Source organism: Pararhizobium qamdonense, from assembly GCF_029277445.1.
Taxonomy (GTDB): domain Bacteria; phylum Pseudomonadota; class Alphaproteobacteria; order Rhizobiales; family Rhizobiaceae; genus Pararhizobium; species Pararhizobium qamdonense.
In genome coordinates this window covers 672,573-689,240 of record NZ_CP119567.1, presented here as the reverse complement: position 1 = coordinate 689,240, position 16,668 = coordinate 672,573, and the positions used below count along the sequence as shown (strand labels likewise).

Sequence of the window (16,668 nt, the reverse complement as noted above, 5' to 3'; positions counted from 1 at the left end):
GGATTTGTTCGCGGTGGAACGAATAAATCGTAACATTCAACCGTTAACCAGGGCAGTGGCTATACAACAGCCGCTGCCGAAGTCCGGTTGACAAGCTTAAGGCGAGCCTAAAGAGTAAACCGGTTCAAAACGGCAGCGTTGGGGAGGACTTTTGTCTATGCGCGCGTTTATCCGGTTATCAGCACTTGTTCTCAGTGTTCTGGCGTTTTCGCCCGCAGTTCAGGCGGCGGAGCAGGGCAGGCATATCGTCACCACGCAGGACGGCGATTATTTCGGCTTCGACCTGCGCACGCAACAGAATGTCTCCCTTGGCGATTGCGAAAAAATCTGTGTCGCAGATACATCCTGCCGCGCCTTCACCTATAATCCGAAGGTGAAATGGTGCTTTCTCAAATCCGACTATAACACGTTGAACACATTCGCCGGCGCTGTCGCCGGCAAGGTTGTCGATGCTGCCTCGGCAGAACCGGATATTGGCGCCCCCCCGGCCTTGCCGTTCGTCACCGAACAGCTGCTCACTGACGCCCGCGCCACCAAAGACAATCTTTCTGTGCTGTCGGACCAGGACGCGCTGGGGCTGAAGGGCCGCAAGGACGCGGCCTATCGCGAGCTCGCGGCCGGCAATGTCGCCCCGGCCTTGAAAGCCTTTCAGGGCGCGCTCGCCATCACGCCCGATGACGGCGCCTTGTGGATCGAAGCGGCGCGCGCTGCCAATCGCGTTTACGGCAATTCCGATTTCGCCACCCAGGCATCGCTTGCAGCGCTGAATGCCTATCAGCTGTCGCGCACCACGCAGGCGCGGGCAGAGGCATTGGAAGTTCTCGCCACCGCACTGAAAAATACCGAGAATTTTCGGGCCGCACTCAGCGCCTACAAGGCCAGCCTGGCGCTGGTCGAGGCGAAATCCGTCCGGGCCGATTACACGGACCTGCGCTCGCGCCAGGGTTTTCGCGTGACCGAACATAAGATCGATTCCGACAGCGCCACGCCACGGGTCTGCGTCCAGTTTTCCGAGCCGCTGGTCAAGGCCGGTGTCGATTACACGCCGTTCGTTCTCCTGGACGGCGCCACGCCCAAGGCTCTCGAAGCCAAGGGCAGCGAAATCTGCGTCGAGGGCCTGACCCACGGGCAGCGTTACAAGATTGCCTTGCGCTCGGGACTTCCGTCTTCCGTCGAGGAGCCGCTGGAAGCCAATGTCAATCTCGACGTCTACATTCCCGACCGCGCCGCGATGGTCCGCTTTACCGGCGACAGTTTCGTTCTGCCGGGCACGGCCCGCCGTGGCATTCCGATCGTTTCTGTAAACACCGCCAGCGCCAATCTGAAACTCTACCGCATCGGCGACCGCAACATCGCCTCGCTGCTGACGGCCTCGCAATTCCTGACGCAGCTCGATGGCTATAGTGCCCAGCGCATCCAGGATGAAAACGGCGAAATGGTCTGGCAGGGATCGATCGACATTGCGACCGATCTCAACAAGGAAGTCGTGACGAGTTTCCCGGTCGATGAAGCGCTGCCGCAGCGCAAGCCGGGCGTCTATGTTTTGACCGCCGTTTCGGCCACGGGCGCCCGCAACGAATGGGACAGCCAGGCAACGCAATGGTTCGTCATCTCGGATATCGGGCTTTCCACCTATTCCGGGACCGACGGGCTCTCCGTCTTTGCCCGTTCGCTGGCATCGGCCAAGCAGATGGCCGGGATCGAACTGACCTTGCTTGCCAAGAACAATGAAGTGCTCGGCACATCGACCACCGACGCTGACGGCCGCGCGACATTCGATGCCGGCCTGCTGCGCGGCACGGCCGCCATGACACCGGCTGTCATCACCGCACAGAGCGGCGATGACGACTATGTTTTCCTCGACCTGACCCGCGCCGGTTTCGATCTTTCCGACCGCGGCGTCACCGGCCGTGCGGCGCCTGGCGCCATCGACGTGCTGACCTGGACGGAACGCGGCATCTACCGCGCTGGTGAAACCGTGCATGTCTCCGCACTGGCCCGCGACAGCGCCTCGATCGCGATTGAAAAACTGCCGCTGACCTTCATCTTCATGCGCCCCGACGGCGTCGAGGATCGCCGCGTTGTCAGCGACGGTGGCCTGGCCGGCGGCTATGCGCTTGATCTGCCTCTGCAGCCCAATGCCATGCGCGGCACCTGGACCGTGCAGATCTTCACCGATCCGAAGGGTACGGCGATCAGCGAGAAGCAATTCCAGGTCGATGACTTCGTGCCCGACCGGGTCGAATTCGACATGGCAAGCACAGCCAAGCAGATCGAGATCGATACGCCGGTACCAGTCACCATCGACGGCCGCTTCCTCTATGGCGCCCCGGCCGCTGGCCTGGAGCTCGAAGGTGAAGTCGGCCTGAAACCGACCCGCGAAACTGAAGATTTCAAGGGCTACCTGTTTGGTCTTGCCGACGAAGAGGCGACGGAAGACAGCCGTACCACTCTTGAGGGACTGGAGCCGCTGGACGAGGATGGCAAGGCCACCTTCGACGTCACGTTGACGGACGTGCCCTCGACCACGCAATTGCTCAACGCCAATATCACCGTGCGTGTCCAGGAGGCCGGCGGCCGCGCCGTCGAACGTTCCCTCACACTGCCTGTCAAACCGGCGGGCGCCATGATCGGCATCAAGCCGGAATTTTCCGGCGATCTCGCGGAAAACGCCGTCGGCAAGTTCCACGTCATTGCCATCGACGAGAGCGGCGCCAAGCAGGCCAAGACCGGCCTGACCTGGAAGCTGCTGCGTGTCGAACAGGATTATCAGTGGTATCGCGACGGTACCGCCTGGAAATATGAACCGGTCACATCCACCAAGCAGGTCTCGAACGGCACCCTGGACGTCACCACGGATGGCGGCGAGATCGCCATCTCGGCCGGTTGGGGCCGCTACATGCTCGAAGTGGAAACCGCCGATATCGACGGCCCGGCCTCCAGCGTCGAGTTCGATTCCGGCTGGTATGTCACCGCAAGCTCGACGGAAACGCCGGATGGCCTGGAGGTTGCGCTCGACAAGCAGAATTACGCGATCGGCGACACCGCCAAGTTGCGCGTGTCGCCGCGTTTTGGCGGCGAAGTCCTGGTGACGATCGGCTCGGAAAAGCTGATCGCCACGCAGACCGCGTCGATCCCGGCCGAGGGCGGCGAGGTCGATATTCCGATCACCGCCGATTTCGGCGCGGGCGCCTATGTCACGGCAACGCTCTATCGTCCGGGCGATGCGCAGGAAAGCCGCATGCCGATGCGCTCCATCGGCATCAAATGGCTGGCTGTGGATCCCGCAGAGCGCAAGCTCTCCGTCACGCTCGACCTGCCGGAAAAGACGCTGCCACGCCAGACGCTGAATATTCCGGTCGCCGTGACCGGGGCAGGGGTGGGCGAGGAAGCCTATGTCACGGTTGCCGCCGTCGATGTGGGTATTCTCAACCTGACGCGCTATGAAGCGCCCGATCCGGCCGGATGGTATTTCGGCCAGCGCCAGCTCGGCCTCGAAATCCGCGACCTCTACGGGCGTTTGATCGACGGCTCGCTCGGGGCGACCGGGCGCCTGCGCACCGGTGGCGACGGCGGCCAGATGGCGCTGCAGGGCAAGCCGCCGACCGAAAAACTGGTGGCGTTCTTCTCCGGTCCGGTTCAGCTGGATGCGAACGGCAAAGCGATTATCAGCTTCGACATCCCGCAATTCAACGGAACCGCCCGGGTCATGGCTGTCGCCTGGTCGAAGGCCGGCGTCGGGCATGCCTCAACCGATGTCGTCATTCGCGATCCGGTCGTGGTCACGGCAAGCCTGCCGCAGTTCCTGGCGCCCGGAGATAAGGCGGAGCTTCGGCTCGACATCGCCAATACCGATGGCGCTGCCGGCGACATGAACCTGAAGGTGACGAGCAGTTCCTCCGTAGTGATCGATGCGGCGCAAGCCGAGCAGACCTTCAACGTCAAGCCCGGCGGTAAATTCGACCTCACTCTGCCGCTGTCCGGCGTCCATCCGGGTGACGGCGCGATCTCGATCGAGCTGACGAGCGCCGACGGGCTTTCGCTGCAGCAGTCGGTTTCGGTTCCGGTCCGGCCCGCAGCCCTGCCGGTGACGACCCGCCACCCCATCACTATCGAGCCGAATGCCAGCCTGAAGGTCGATGGCGACCTTCTGGCCGAAAGCATGCTGCAGGGATCGGCCGTCAGCATCAGCGTCACCCGCTCTGCCGCCTTCGATATTCCGGCATTGCTGACATCGCTCGACCGCTACCCCTATGGTTGCGCCGAACAGACGACCAGCCGGGCGCTGCCACTGCTGTATCTGAGTGAACTCGCTAAGCAGTCCGGCCTGCCGGAGGATGGCGATGTCCAGAAGCGCGTTCAGGAAGCGATCTACCGGGTTCTGTCCTATCAGTCCTCGACCGGCAGTTTCGGCCTCTGGAGCCCCGGTTCCGGCGATCTCTGGCTGGACGCCTATGTCACGGACTTCCTGACACGCGCCCGCGAGCAGAAATACCAGGTGCCGGACCAGGCCATGGTGCAGGCGCTCGATAACCTGCAGAATGCGCTGAGCTACGATGTGGACATGAAGAGCCAAGGCAATGAGATTGCCTATTCTCTCTATGTGCTGGCCCGCAACCGCAAGGCTGCGATCAGCGATCTCAGATATTACGCCGACACCAAGCTTGCGGAATTCCCGACGCCGCTGTCGAAAGGGCATCTGGCTGCGGCTCTCGCCCTTTACGGCGATGCGCAGCGTTCGCAGAGTATTTTCGAGGATGCGCTGCAAATGTCGATGTCGGCAAGTGATGCAAGCCTTGACCGGTCCGACTACGGCTCGGCCTTGCGCGACGACGCTGCGGTTTTAACGCTGGCAGCGGAAGCCCGGCCGGTACCAACGATCATCCCGCAACTCGCCAAGATCGTTGCCCGCGAGTGGGAACAGAAATCCTATACGAGCACGCAGGAGCAGATGTGGACGCTGATGGCCGCCCGCGCCATTCAAGGCGGCGACACCGACCTCAGTCTCGACATTAACGGGACACCGCGCAGCGGTGGTTATGCAGCACGGCTGAGCGGCGACGAGGTTCTCGATCAGCCGGTGACGATCACCAACCGGTCGAGCGAACCGGTTGCCGCCGTCGTCACGACGGTTGCTGCGCCCGCATTCCCGCTGCCCGCCGGCGGCAACGGCTTCAGCATCGAGCGGACCTATTATACGCTCGACGGTGAGGAGGCGAATGTCACGCAGGCCAGGCAGAACGAGCGTTACGTCGTCGTTATCAACGCCACGGAAAGCAATACGTGGCCGTCGCGCGTGCTGATTACCGACCTCCTGCCCGCCGGTTTCGAGATCGACAATCCGACCCTGGTTGATAGTGCCAAACTGTCGAACTTCGAATGGATCGGCGAAATCGAGGCTGCCCATACGGAGTTCCGCAACGACCGTTTCGTTGCTGCCTTCGACCGGACAGCGGGTGATAACCGCTCGATCACCGTTGCCTATGTGGTTCGTGCCGTGACGCCGGGCACCTACGATCATCCGGCTGCCAGCATCGAGGACATGTACCGGCCGCAATTCTCCGCGCGCTCCGCGATGGGGCGCATGGAGGTTCAGGCGGTCGAATAATGGCTCTATGGGCAAAAATCTGCGGCGCGTTGGTGGGCTCGGCCCTTCTATGCGTCGCCATCATGTTCGGCATAGATACGGCGGACCACGCCTATCCGCCGCCGCTTGAGCAAGCGCGTACGGTCTCTGCCGAAGTGCTCGATGCGGACGGACAGCTGTTGCGGGCCTTTGCGACGCCGCAGGGCCGCTGGCGGCTGCAGACGACGGCAAAGGACGTCGATCCTCAGTTCGTGCGCATGTTGATCGCCTATGAGGATCAGCGCTTCTTCGAGCACAAGGGCGTCGATCCCATCGCCCTGGTGCGCGCCGCCTGGCAGTTCGCCACCCACGGGCGGATCGTCTCGGGCGCCTCGACGCTGTCGATGCAGGTGGCACGGCTGATCGAGCCGCGGGAAGGCCGGTCGTTTGCTGCAAAGTTCCGCCAGCTGGCCCGCGCCGTGCAAATCGAACGCCGCCTGAGCAAGGCCGAAATCCTCGATCTTTACCTCACCCACGCGCCCTATGGCGGCAATCTGGAGGGCATTCGTGCGGCAAGCCTTGCCTATTTCGGCAAGGAGCCCCGGCGTTTGACCGTATCGGAAGCAGCCCTTCTGGTGGCGCTTCCCCAACTCCCGGAAAAGCGCCGCCCCGACCGTCATCTGAAAGCCGCCGAGACGGCGCGGCAACGGGTTTTGGAGCGCATGGCCGTTTCCGCCGTGATCGGTGAAGGGGAGGCGGAACGCGCTGCCCTGACCGCCGTGCCGGAGCGCCGTCTGCAATTGCCGGCCTTTGCAGCCCATGTCGCAGAAGCGGCGCGGCGAAAAGATCCTGCGGTTATCCAGCACCAGACGACGCTGCGCCGAAATATCCAGAAGGGGCTGGAAACCGTCGCCAAGGAGGCTGCCGCGCGTCTTGGGCCCAAGGTCTCGATCGCCATGGTCATGGCCGATGCGCGCACCGGCGAGATTGTCGGCGAACTCGGGTCGGCGGATTATTTCGATGCCAGCCGCTCCGGCTGGATCGACATGACGCGCATTTCCCGCTCGCCCGGCTCGACGCTGAAGCCGTTCATCTATGGCCTCGCCTTCGAGGAGGGGCTGGTGTCCCAGGAAACCATCATCGAAGACCGGCCCGCAGATTTCTTCGGCTACCGGCCGCGCAATTTCGACATGACCTATCAGGGCGATGTCAGCATCCGCCAAGCCCTGCAATTGTCGCTCAATGTTCCTGCCGTGCGGCTGCTGGACGCCGTCGGCCCAACGCGCCTGATGGTGCGCTTCCGCCGCGCCGAGGTGAGGCCTACCCTGCCTGCGAACGAGGCGCCGGGCCTGGCCATCGGCCTTGGCGGCTTGGGGATCAACCTGAAGGATCTCGTGCAGCTCTATGCCGGCCTTGCCAATCGCGGCAAGCCGGTCCGGCTTGGCGACGGGATTCGCGAGCAACCGGGCGCACTTGAAAACGAACCGCTTCTCGACGCCGTTGCCACCTGGCAGATCGCCGATATTCTTTCGGGCGTGTTGCCGCCCGCAGGCGCCGTCCAGCGCGGCATCGCCTACAAGACCGGCACGAGCTACGGCTACCGCGATGCCTGGTCCGTCGGGTTCGATGGCCGCTACGTTCTGGGCGTCTGGGTTGGCCGTCCGGACAATGGCGCGGTCCCCGGCCTGACAGGCTACGGCACGGCGGCGCCGATCCTGTTTGAAGGCTTTGCCAAGTCAGGCGTTGCCCTGACGCCGCTTCCGCGTGCTCCGGCCGGTGCTGTTCGCATCGCGCAAGCCGAATTGCCGATCAGCCAGCGCCGGTTTTCCTTGAGCGCCAATGGCCTCGTTTCCGCCTCCATCCGGGAAGCCGCGCCGCAGATCGTCTATCCGCCGGAAGGCGCCCGTGTGGAACTGGGCGTCGATACCGATGGCGTGGCGATGCCGCTTGTGCTCAAGCTTCAGGGCGGGCGGGCACCCTTCCGCTGGCTTGCCAATGGCAAACCGCTGCCCGAGACGTCGCGGCGCCGTGTCAATCAATGGGTGCCGGATGGCGCCGGCTATTCCACGCTGACTGTCATCGATGCCGCCGGGCGGGCCGCGAGCGTGCGGGTTTTTCTCAACTAGAATCACCGGAATTGTTTCGCTCGAGCCGCCATCAGGCCGGAACTGGCAACTCCGAATTGTGCCCTATCAGGAATGGGGATTCCCGAACATCGTCTCATGATTTATCAGTGAGACATGATTCGATCCGATCTGATTCGAAACCGCGCCGGGGGGACACCCAGTTGCGATGACATTGACGGAGGCATATTGTCTTTTCCGCTTCCCTTGGCCGTCCGATATGCGCTTGCCGGCGTCGTCCTGACGCTTGGCCTTGCCGGCTGCGGGGCGCGCGACGGCGTGAGATTGTCCGATACTGCAACGACCGTGCCGACCGAGACGGCCTTTGCGCTGCCGGGACCGGGCGGACCAGCCATCGTCAATATCGTCGAGCGCAGTTTCAGCAACGCGACCCAGCAGGACATCTTCCTGTTCACATCCGCCTCGACGCCCGGCCAGAATCTGATGCGCGTCCAGCTGTTTGGTCCGGTCGGATTGAAATTCGATGGAACGAAGTCGCTCGGTTACAGCTCTGTCCGCGCCGGCGATATTGCCAGGGAAATGCGCCGTGAGCTTCCGGGCGTAGTACTCCGGCAATCACCCATCTACATGCAGAACAATTACGGGCCCTTCAGCTATGCCTATGGGCGCGGGCACGGCAACGATGCGTGCCTCTATGGCTGGCAGCAGATCCGCTCGCCCGACAATGCCAGAACGGCCTTCCAGAACCAGGGCACGATCCAGGTCCGGCTGCGGCTTTGCGAAGAGAATGCCAGCGAGGAAAAGCTGGTCAGCCAGATGTACGGCTATACGATCCGTGGCGCATTCAATACGGCCACCTGGAACCCCTATGGCGCGCCCCAGAGTGTCGATCCGGCTTTTGGCCGGACTGGACATCCGATCTATCCGAAGGTCGATGACATCCGCGGCAATCTGATGCCGGAAGTCCCTGCCGAGCGGGTTCGCCCGGCTGTCCGGCCGCGCCAAGTGGTTGTCGCGAAGGAAAAAATCGTGCCAATCAAACAACCGGCGCCGGAAGAAACCATTCCTTTACCAACATCGGGGGATATGAAGGGGATTGTTGTTCCGTCCCCTGATTGTGTGAGCCAATCGGCGGGTGCCGGGCAATGCAAGTAACATCGGCATGATCCGAATTGCCGGTTGCAGTTTGAGTTGACCATGGCGTTTTGAGGGCGTCCGCCGGCACTGACGTGTCACCGGGTGGCCTCCTGAAGGGCACCAACCATGCGCAAGGCGAGTATCATTCTTTTCTGGGGAATAGCTTCCCTGTGCGTCATTGCGCTGGTGACGCTGCCGATCAACCTGCAGACCCAGTTGATCGCCAGTATTGCCGTCGTCACCTTCATGGCTGTTTTGAAAATCCTCAAAGCCGAGGGCACATGGCGACTGACGGCGCTCGCTTTCGGCACGGCCATCGTGATGCGCTACGTCTACTGGCGCACGACCAGCACACTGCCGCCGGTCAACCAGCTGGAAAACTTCATTCCCGGTTTTCTCCTTTATCTTGCGGAAATGTACAGCGTGATGATGCTGGCGCTCAGCCTGTTCGTCGTCGCCATGCCGCTGCCGTCGCGCCCGTCGCGGGCCGCGTCGGAAGGGAAGTATCCAAGCGTCGATGTTTACGTACCGACCTATAATGAGGATTCGCATCTGCTGGCCAATACATTGGCTGCAGCCAAGGCCATGGATTACCCGGCCGAGAAGCTGACCGTATGGCTGCTTGACGATGGCGGCACGCTGCAGAAGCGAAGCTCTGCCAATCTGCTCGAAAGCCAGACGGCCAAGTCCCGGCACCAGGAATTGCAGACGCTCTGCGCCGATCTCGATGTGCGCTACCTGACGCGCGACCGCAACGAGCATGCCAAGGCCGGCAATCTCAACAATGGCATGGCGCATTCCGAAGGCGAACTGATCGCCGTCTTCGACGCCGACCACGCGCCCGCGAGAGACTTTCTTTTGGAGACGGTCGGCTATTTTGAGGACGATCCACGGCTGTTTCTCGTTCAGACCCCGCATTTCTTCCTCAACCCCGACCCGGTCGAACGCAATCTGCGCACCTTTGAAAAGATGCCGAGCGAGAACGAAATGTTCTACGGCATTATCCAGCGCGGACTGGACAAGTGGAACGCATCGTTCTTCTGCGGCTCGGCAGCCGTTTTGCGCCGGCAGGCGCTCGACCAGACCGGCGGCTTCAGCGGCGTCAGCATTACGGAAGACTGCGAAACCGCGATCGACCTGCATGCCAGCGGCTGGAACAGCGTCTATGTCGACCGGCCGCTGATCGCCGGGTTGCAACCGGCGACGTTTGCCAGCTTCATCGGTCAGCGCAGCCGTTGGGCGCAGGGCATGATGCAGATCCTGCGGTTCAAATTCCCGCCCTTGAAGCGCGGCCTGTCGATCCCGCAGCGGCTTTGCTACATGTCCTCGACATTGTTCTGGCTCTTTCCGTTCCCAAGAACGATCTTTCTCTTTGCGCCGCTCTGTTACCTGTTCTTCGACCTGGAAATCTTCACCGCGTCCGGCGGCGAGTTCCTGGGCTATACCCTTGCCTATATGCTCGTGAACCTGATGATGCAGAACTATCTCTACGGCTCCTTCCGCTGGCCCTGGATCTCCGAGCTCTATGAATATGTCCAGACGGTTCACCTTCTGCCGGCCGTGGTCTCGGCGATCGTCAATCCGAGGAAGCCGAGTTTCAAGGTGACGGCGAAGGATGAATCCGTTCTCGTCAGCCGTTTGTCTGAAATCAGCAGGCCGTTCTTCATCATCTTCGGCGTGCTGCTTCTTGCGCTTCTGGTGACGATCTACCGGGTCTATACCGAGCCCTATAAGGCCGACGTGACGCTGGTGGTGGGCGCCTGGAACCTGCTCAATCTGGTGCTCGCCGGATGCGCGCTCGGCGTCGTTTCCGAACGCGGCGAATTGTCGGCGACGCGGCGGGTCAAGGTCACGCGCCGCTGCGAATTCGGGCTGGGCGAACAATGGTATCCGGCAACGATCGACGACGTTTCGGTGTATGGCGCCCGCATCAATGTCTATGCAAAGACGATCGGCTCGCCCGCTGTTAACACGCGCGGCCTGATCCGGTTTACGCCGCATGGCCGCGAAACGGCGGAAATCCTTCCCGTTGCCGTCCGTAACACGCAGGTCGATGGCGATATCGTCACGATGGGTTGCCAGTACCTGCCGGAAGCGGCCCGCGATCATAGTCTCGTTGCCGACCTGATTTTTGCAAACTCCCAGCAATGGACGGAATTCCAGTTGTCACGCCGCGGCAATCCGGGCCTTTTCCGGGGGACGATCTGGTTCTTCGGGCTGGCTTTTTACCAGACAAGCCGCGGGCTCGCCTATTTCTTCAGCAATCGTGGTGGAGGCGGCAAGGCCAAGGTTGCAGCGGGAGCGAAAAAATGACCAAGGCCGTCATCCTTGCTCTGACGCTGCTTGCTTTGCCGGCTGGCCCGCTCAACGCCCAGACATTGCCCTTTGACATGACGCCGGAGCGGCCCGCTTCCGACAGTCCCGCAGTGACGGCGCCGCCGGAAGGCGAGGGCAATGGTGCGGCCGGGTCCCAGCCGGTGACGGTTGCGCCGGTTGCCGAACCCGTCGAGACCGTTCCCTTCCAGCGTTATATCCTGCCGGAAGGCAGCCTTGGCCTGACAGGCGAATTCGAAGACCGCCTCTGGTCTGTCTATCTGACCGCGCAACAGGCGGCTTCGGGGGCAAAGCTCAATCTCGGTTATCAGAACTCTATTTTCGTGGCCCCGGAAACCTCCCGCCTGACGGTCGAGGTCAACAATACGAAGATTGCCGAGGAAGCCATCCGCTCGCCGGAATCCGTCTCCGACCTCAGTCTTGACCTGCCTAAGGACTTGCTAAAGCCGGGATCCAACCTGATCCGCCTGCGCTCCAGCCAGCGTCACCGCACCGATTGCGATGTGCAATCGACCTACGAACTCTGGTCGAATGTCGATGCCGAGAAAACCTTTCTCAGCTTTACCGCCAATGATCCGGTGAGCATGCAGAGCCTTGACGATATCAAGGCCATCGGCGTCGATGAGGGCGGTCTGACCCGGTTCAATTTTGTCGTCCCGGCGCTGGAACAGCCGGTCTCGACGATACCATTGATGCGCCTGTCGCAGGGCTTGGCGGTCCTGGCCGATATGCCGAACCAATCCTTTTCTTTCGAAACGAGCAAACTCACGCCCTCCGGGCCGGGAGAGATGACAGTCCTCGTCGGCACCAATGCCGAGCTGTCGCCGCTGCTGGCCTCCTTGCCCGATGGCGCGGCCGCCGCGCCGGTGGCCGGCTTCGTACAGGACCCCAAAACCGGGTCGCCGGTTCTGGTGATCACCGGCCCGACATGGCAGGCGATCCGCAGTGCGATCGAGAGCATCGTTGCGCCGACCGATGTTTCCCTGCCTGCACGCCGTGATGTGATCACCACGCAGCGCTGGCGCTCTCCGGATGCACCGTTCCTGTTTTCCAATAGCCGTCTGCCTTTTTCGCAGCTGGGGCTGAAGACCGAGGAGTTTTCCGGCAGGCGCTTTCGAACCGACTTCACGATCGGCGTTCCCTCCGATTTCTATGCCGCCTCCTATGGCGAAGCCGTGATCCTTCTGGACGCGGCCTATTCTTCGGCCGTGCTGCCGGGCAGTCATATCGATATCTACGTCAATGACAGCATCGCCTCCACCGTGCCGATTACGTCATCGGGCGGCGGATTGCTTCGTCATCTGCCGATCAACGTCACGATGCGGCATTTCCGTCCGGGCGTGAACACGATTGCCATCGAAGCCATTCTGTCAACGGAAAGCGACAAGGTCTGTGCGCCTGGCGCAACCGGCACGGACGCGCCCCGCTTTGCGCTGTTCGATACGTCCGAATTCCACATGCCGGATTTTGCCCGCGTTGGCCAGTTGCCCAATCTTGCGGCGACGGCCGGAACCGGGGCGCCCTATAACAGGACCCCTGATCCCGTTCCGCTGTTCCTGGACCGGATCGACACCAACACGCTTTCGGCGGCGGCGACATTCCTTGGACGGCTTGCCGCATCCGCCGGACACCCGCTTCCCGTCGAAACGGTCGCATCGCCGGCATTGATCGGCAACAGGAGCGCCATCTTTATCGGCTCGCTCTCTCAGATGCCGCCCGCAGTGTTTACGCAGATGAACATCTCGGAAGCGAGCCGCAACACTTGGGGCCCGAATACGGGCGCACAGGCTCAAGGGGTCGATACGCAGGCCGCCTATAACGAGTGGCGCGATAAGTTGAAGGACGGTCCGTTCAGCGCCCAGATCAGCGCGCTCGAAGGCTGGCTGAAGCAGAATTTCGACATCACGCTGACCTCGCTCCGCTTCGCGCCGAGATCGGAAACCAGCTTCATGCCGTCAAGCGACGCGTCGCTGCTGATGGCGCAGGCCGCGAGCCCGGATGGATCGGGGACCTGGACGGTCCTTGCCGCACCGACCGGCAAGGATCTGCGCGACAACATGCAGGCCTTAAGCGGACATGCAAACTGGGAACAGCTTGCCGGGCGCATTTCGACCTATGAAGCCGGCACCAAGACGGTGCAGACCGTGCCGGTGAACAGCTTCCAGTTCGTGCCGACCCAGCCTGGATCATTCTTCAACTACCGGCTTATCGCCGCCAATTGGCTATCGACGAACATCCTGTCCTACGCTGTGCTGCTCGCCGTGCTGGCCGTCATCCTCGGCCTGGCAACCGCGACGATGCTGGGCAACCTCGGGCGGCGGAAATGAGGACGAAACTGCTGGCGGCCTTCCTTGCAGGACTGTTCAGCTTTTGTCTGGCGGGCACCCCGGCGGCCGCTCAGCAGCCCCTGATCGCAGCCGAGGCCTGGCAAGCCTACAAGGCGAAATTCCTTGATCCGGGCGGCCGCATCATCGACGATGCCAACGGCAATATCAGCCATAGCGAAGGCCAGGGCTACGGGCTTTTGCTGGCCGTGCTCGCCAATAACGCCGCGGATTTCGAACTGATCTGGTCGTTTACCCGCACCGAACTGCTGTTGCGCAGCGATGGCCTTGCAGCCTGGAAATGGAACCCCGCCACCAAACCGCACGTCACCGACATCAACAATGCGACCGATGGCGATATTCTCATTGCCTATGCACTGGGATTGGCGGGCAAACAATGGAACCGGCCCGACTACACCCAAAATGGCGCCAGCATCGCCAGGGCCATTCTGGACAAGACGATTCTCCAAATCTCCGGCCGGACATTGCTTCTACCGGCCGCAACCGGGTTTGCCGCCGGCGACCGCGAAGACGGCCCGGTCGTCAATCCGTCCTACTGGATTTTCGAGGCCTTTCCGGTCTTGGATCAACTGGCCCCATCGCCGGTCTGGTCGAAGCTTCGCACCGATGGTCTTGCCCTTCTCGGCGAACTTCGCCTAGGCCCGAAGCAACTTCCCGCAGATTGGGTCTCCCTGAAATCGGCACCGGGGCCTGCGGTGGGTTTCCCCGCCGAATTCGGATATAATGCCGTGCGCATTCCGCTTTATCTCGTGCGCGCCGGGGTGAAAGACCGGGATCTTTTGACGCGGCTGATGCGCGGAACAACTGGTGCAAATGGAGGATACGCAACTATAGATATAGTATCCGGCTTGCCGAAGGACAACCTAGCCGATCCGGGTTATCGAATAATTAACTATATTCTGGCCTGTGTGTTGGACAAGACGGCGGTACCGGAAGATGTGAAGCAATTCGCGCCGACCCGCTATTATCCTTCGACGCTCCATTTGCTGGGGCTATCCTTTATAGCTGCTCAGCAGCCGGAGTGCTTATGAAGTCCACCTTCATCGCATTATCAGCAGCGGTCCTCGCCATTATCGTCTTCGGGATGAACAAGCCTGATTACGTCAAGAATGCCATGCGATCCCTTTCCCTGATGGATGCGGAAGAGCCCACATCGCTGTCGCCACGCTTGGCGCAGCAGTCGAACACGGGCGTCAATGGTGCAAGCACGCCGGTCTTCCGGGAAATCAAGCGATCTGCCCGGCCTGTTCTCGACAGCGTGGTGACGGCTGCGACTGCGGCGACAGTGGACGAGAGTGCGTTGCGCTATTTTGCCAGCCGTGGCGATACGGCAAGGTTGCAGGCCGAAATCTCGCGTTTGAAGGCGCTGTATCCGGATTGGGTGCCGCCTAAGGATCCTCTCGCGGTTCCTCAAAACGAGGACAAGCAGCTGGAGACGATGTGGGACCTTTATGCCCAGTCCCGCTACGCCGAGGTCCGCAAGGCTATCGCAGAACGCCAGACGGCGGAACCGGCATGGAAACCGCCTGCGGATCTGATCGACCGCTTGACCGTCGCCGAAGCGCGCGCGCGGCTGATCAATGCCTCTGACCTCAAGCAATATGACACCGTCGTACGGATCGGCTCGGAAACACCGAGCCTGCTCACCTGCAGCGAGGTCGATGTTCTCTGGCGCGTGGCCGAAGCGTTTTTCCGCACCGACAAGGCCCAGCGCGCGACAGACGCCTATGGCTATATCCTGAACAATTGCCAGAATGCAGCCGAACGCCTTGCCACGGTTCAAAAGGCCGCCGCGATTCTTCCGTCCAAGAGTGTCGAGGACCTGCTTGCCAAGGAAAAGACGGCGCCTGACGGCACGATGGAATTCGACAGTATCCGCGACGATCTCGCGCGCCGGTTCGTCGCCGAAGCCAATGCCGACGGAAAGATCGTCGTGCCGCCGCAATATCTCTCGCGCATCGAGCGCCTTGCCGAAACCGGTGGCCTTGCCTCCGATGCCCTGTTGCTCGGCTGGTACTATCTGCCGCGGGGCGACATGGAAGCGGCCGAAAAATGGTTCCGCAAGGCACGCGACAAGGAAGACACGGCGTCGGCTTCGCAGGGCCTTGCCCTAACCTTGATCGATCGCAACGACCAGCTCGCCGCCGAAGATACCATGTTTCGCTGGCGTGACGATTCCAAGGAAGCAAAGGCCGTCTATCTCGCAGCCACCGCCAACCTTTTGGCACTGGAACCACCGGTTGCCATCACCGGTGACGTCTTGAAGCGCATTGCCACGGAGGTGATCAAATCACGCGATGCGGCCACGGCCCAGCAGTTCGGCTGGTATGCCCGCGCGCTGAACCAGCCGCAAACGGCCCTGCAATGGTTTCGCACCGCACTCAGCTGGAAGCTCGACGACGAGCCGTCGGCTTACGGCCTGGCCGTGACCTATCTGCAATTGGATGACCTGAAGGGCCTGACCGAAATCCAGCGCCTCTGGGCTGGACGGTCTGAACGCATTGCCAAGGTTGGCGAGGTCGAACAGCCAGACGTCGCCAAGCACCAGCTGCCTGTTGCCAATGAAACGGTTCCCGTCAAGCGGCAGCAGCGCACCGTCGTGGTCGCGCAGGATGTGGAATACGAACGGCCCGAACAGAGCGAACAGGTTGTTTCGGCACGGCCGCGCCGGACGGCCCCGGTCGACCGGGGTTGTAAATCGACGATCAATCCGCAGACGCTTGCTCCGGAAGCGGCGTTGACGCGCGGCTGGTGCCTGATGGAGCGCAACAGGCCGATCGAAGCAGCCGCGGCCTTCGAGGTTGGAATGCTTGGCTCTTCGGCAAAAACGCGCGAGGACGCCGCCTATGGCCAGAGCCTTGCCTATCTGCGCGCTGGTCTTGCCGGCAAAGCTGCCGTCTCCGCCGTCAAGGCGCCGCAGAACCGTCAACGCGCGTTCGAACTGCAACAGGCGCTTCTGGCCGACAAGGCTGTGGCGGCGTTCGACGCCGGCCGGCCCCGCGAAGCGCTGCTTGCGCTGGATCAGTTGAAGCAGATCGCGCCGGAACGGACCGACCTTTTGACGCTGCGGGGCTATGCCTATCTCAAGCTGAAACGCTACGACGACGCACGGCGGGTTTTCGAGGCGCTGGCTGCCATCGGCAATCGCGACGGCCAGCGTGGACTTGGCGTCATCCACGATATAACGGATAGAAAAGGTTGA

The 16,668-nt window shown here is 61.8% G+C and carries 7 protein-coding genes; all 7 read left to right on the top strand.

Features of this window, described 5'->3' with window-relative positions:
* The first annotated feature begins 157 nt into the window (after positions 1 to 157).
* The 7 genes from PYR65_RS24350 (at position 158) to PYR65_RS24320 (ending at position 16,668) form a co-directional block, all read left to right on the top strand.
* Positions 158 to 5,608, top strand: coding sequence for an alpha-2-macroglobulin family protein (locus PYR65_RS24350; protein WP_276121316.1), 5,451 nt, complete (start codon positions 158 to 160; stop codon positions 5,606 to 5,608).
* On the top strand, positions 5,608 to 7,692 hold the full coding sequence (gene pbpC, locus PYR65_RS24345; RefSeq protein WP_276121315.1) for a penicillin-binding protein 1C: 2,085 nt from the start codon (positions 5,608 to 5,610) through the stop codon (positions 7,690 to 7,692). Before PYR65_RS24350 ends, pbpC begins: the two co-directional genes overlap by 1 nt.
* Positions 7,693 to 7,878: 186 nt before the next feature.
* Positions 7,879 to 8,805: a cellulose biosynthesis protein BcsN gene (gene bcsN, locus PYR65_RS24340; protein ID WP_276121314.1), complete on the top strand. Its 927-nt coding sequence runs from the start codon at positions 7,879 to 7,881 to the stop codon at positions 8,803 to 8,805.
* 108 nt (positions 8,806 to 8,913) lie between these two features.
* Positions 8,914 to 11,100, top strand: a complete 2,187-nt coding sequence (gene bcsA, locus PYR65_RS24335; RefSeq protein ID WP_276121313.1) for a UDP-forming cellulose synthase catalytic subunit — start codon at positions 8,914 to 8,916, stop codon at positions 11,098 to 11,100.
* On the top strand, positions 11,097 to 13,448 hold the full coding sequence (locus PYR65_RS24330) for a cellulose biosynthesis cyclic di-GMP-binding regulatory protein BcsB (RefSeq protein WP_060636579.1): 2,352 nt from the start codon (positions 11,097 to 11,099) through the stop codon (positions 13,446 to 13,448). Before bcsA ends, PYR65_RS24330 begins: the two co-directional genes overlap by 4 nt.
* Entirely contained in the window at positions 13,445 to 14,497 is a 1,053-nt protein-coding gene (locus PYR65_RS24325; RefSeq protein ID WP_276121808.1) for a glycosyl hydrolase family 8, read from the top strand. The genes PYR65_RS24330 and PYR65_RS24325 overlap by 4 nt, the downstream gene beginning before the upstream one ends.
* Entirely contained in the window at positions 14,494 to 16,668 is a 2,175-nt protein-coding gene (locus tag PYR65_RS24320; RefSeq protein WP_276121312.1) for a tetratricopeptide repeat protein, read from the top strand. The genes PYR65_RS24325 and PYR65_RS24320 overlap by 4 nt, the downstream gene beginning before the upstream one ends.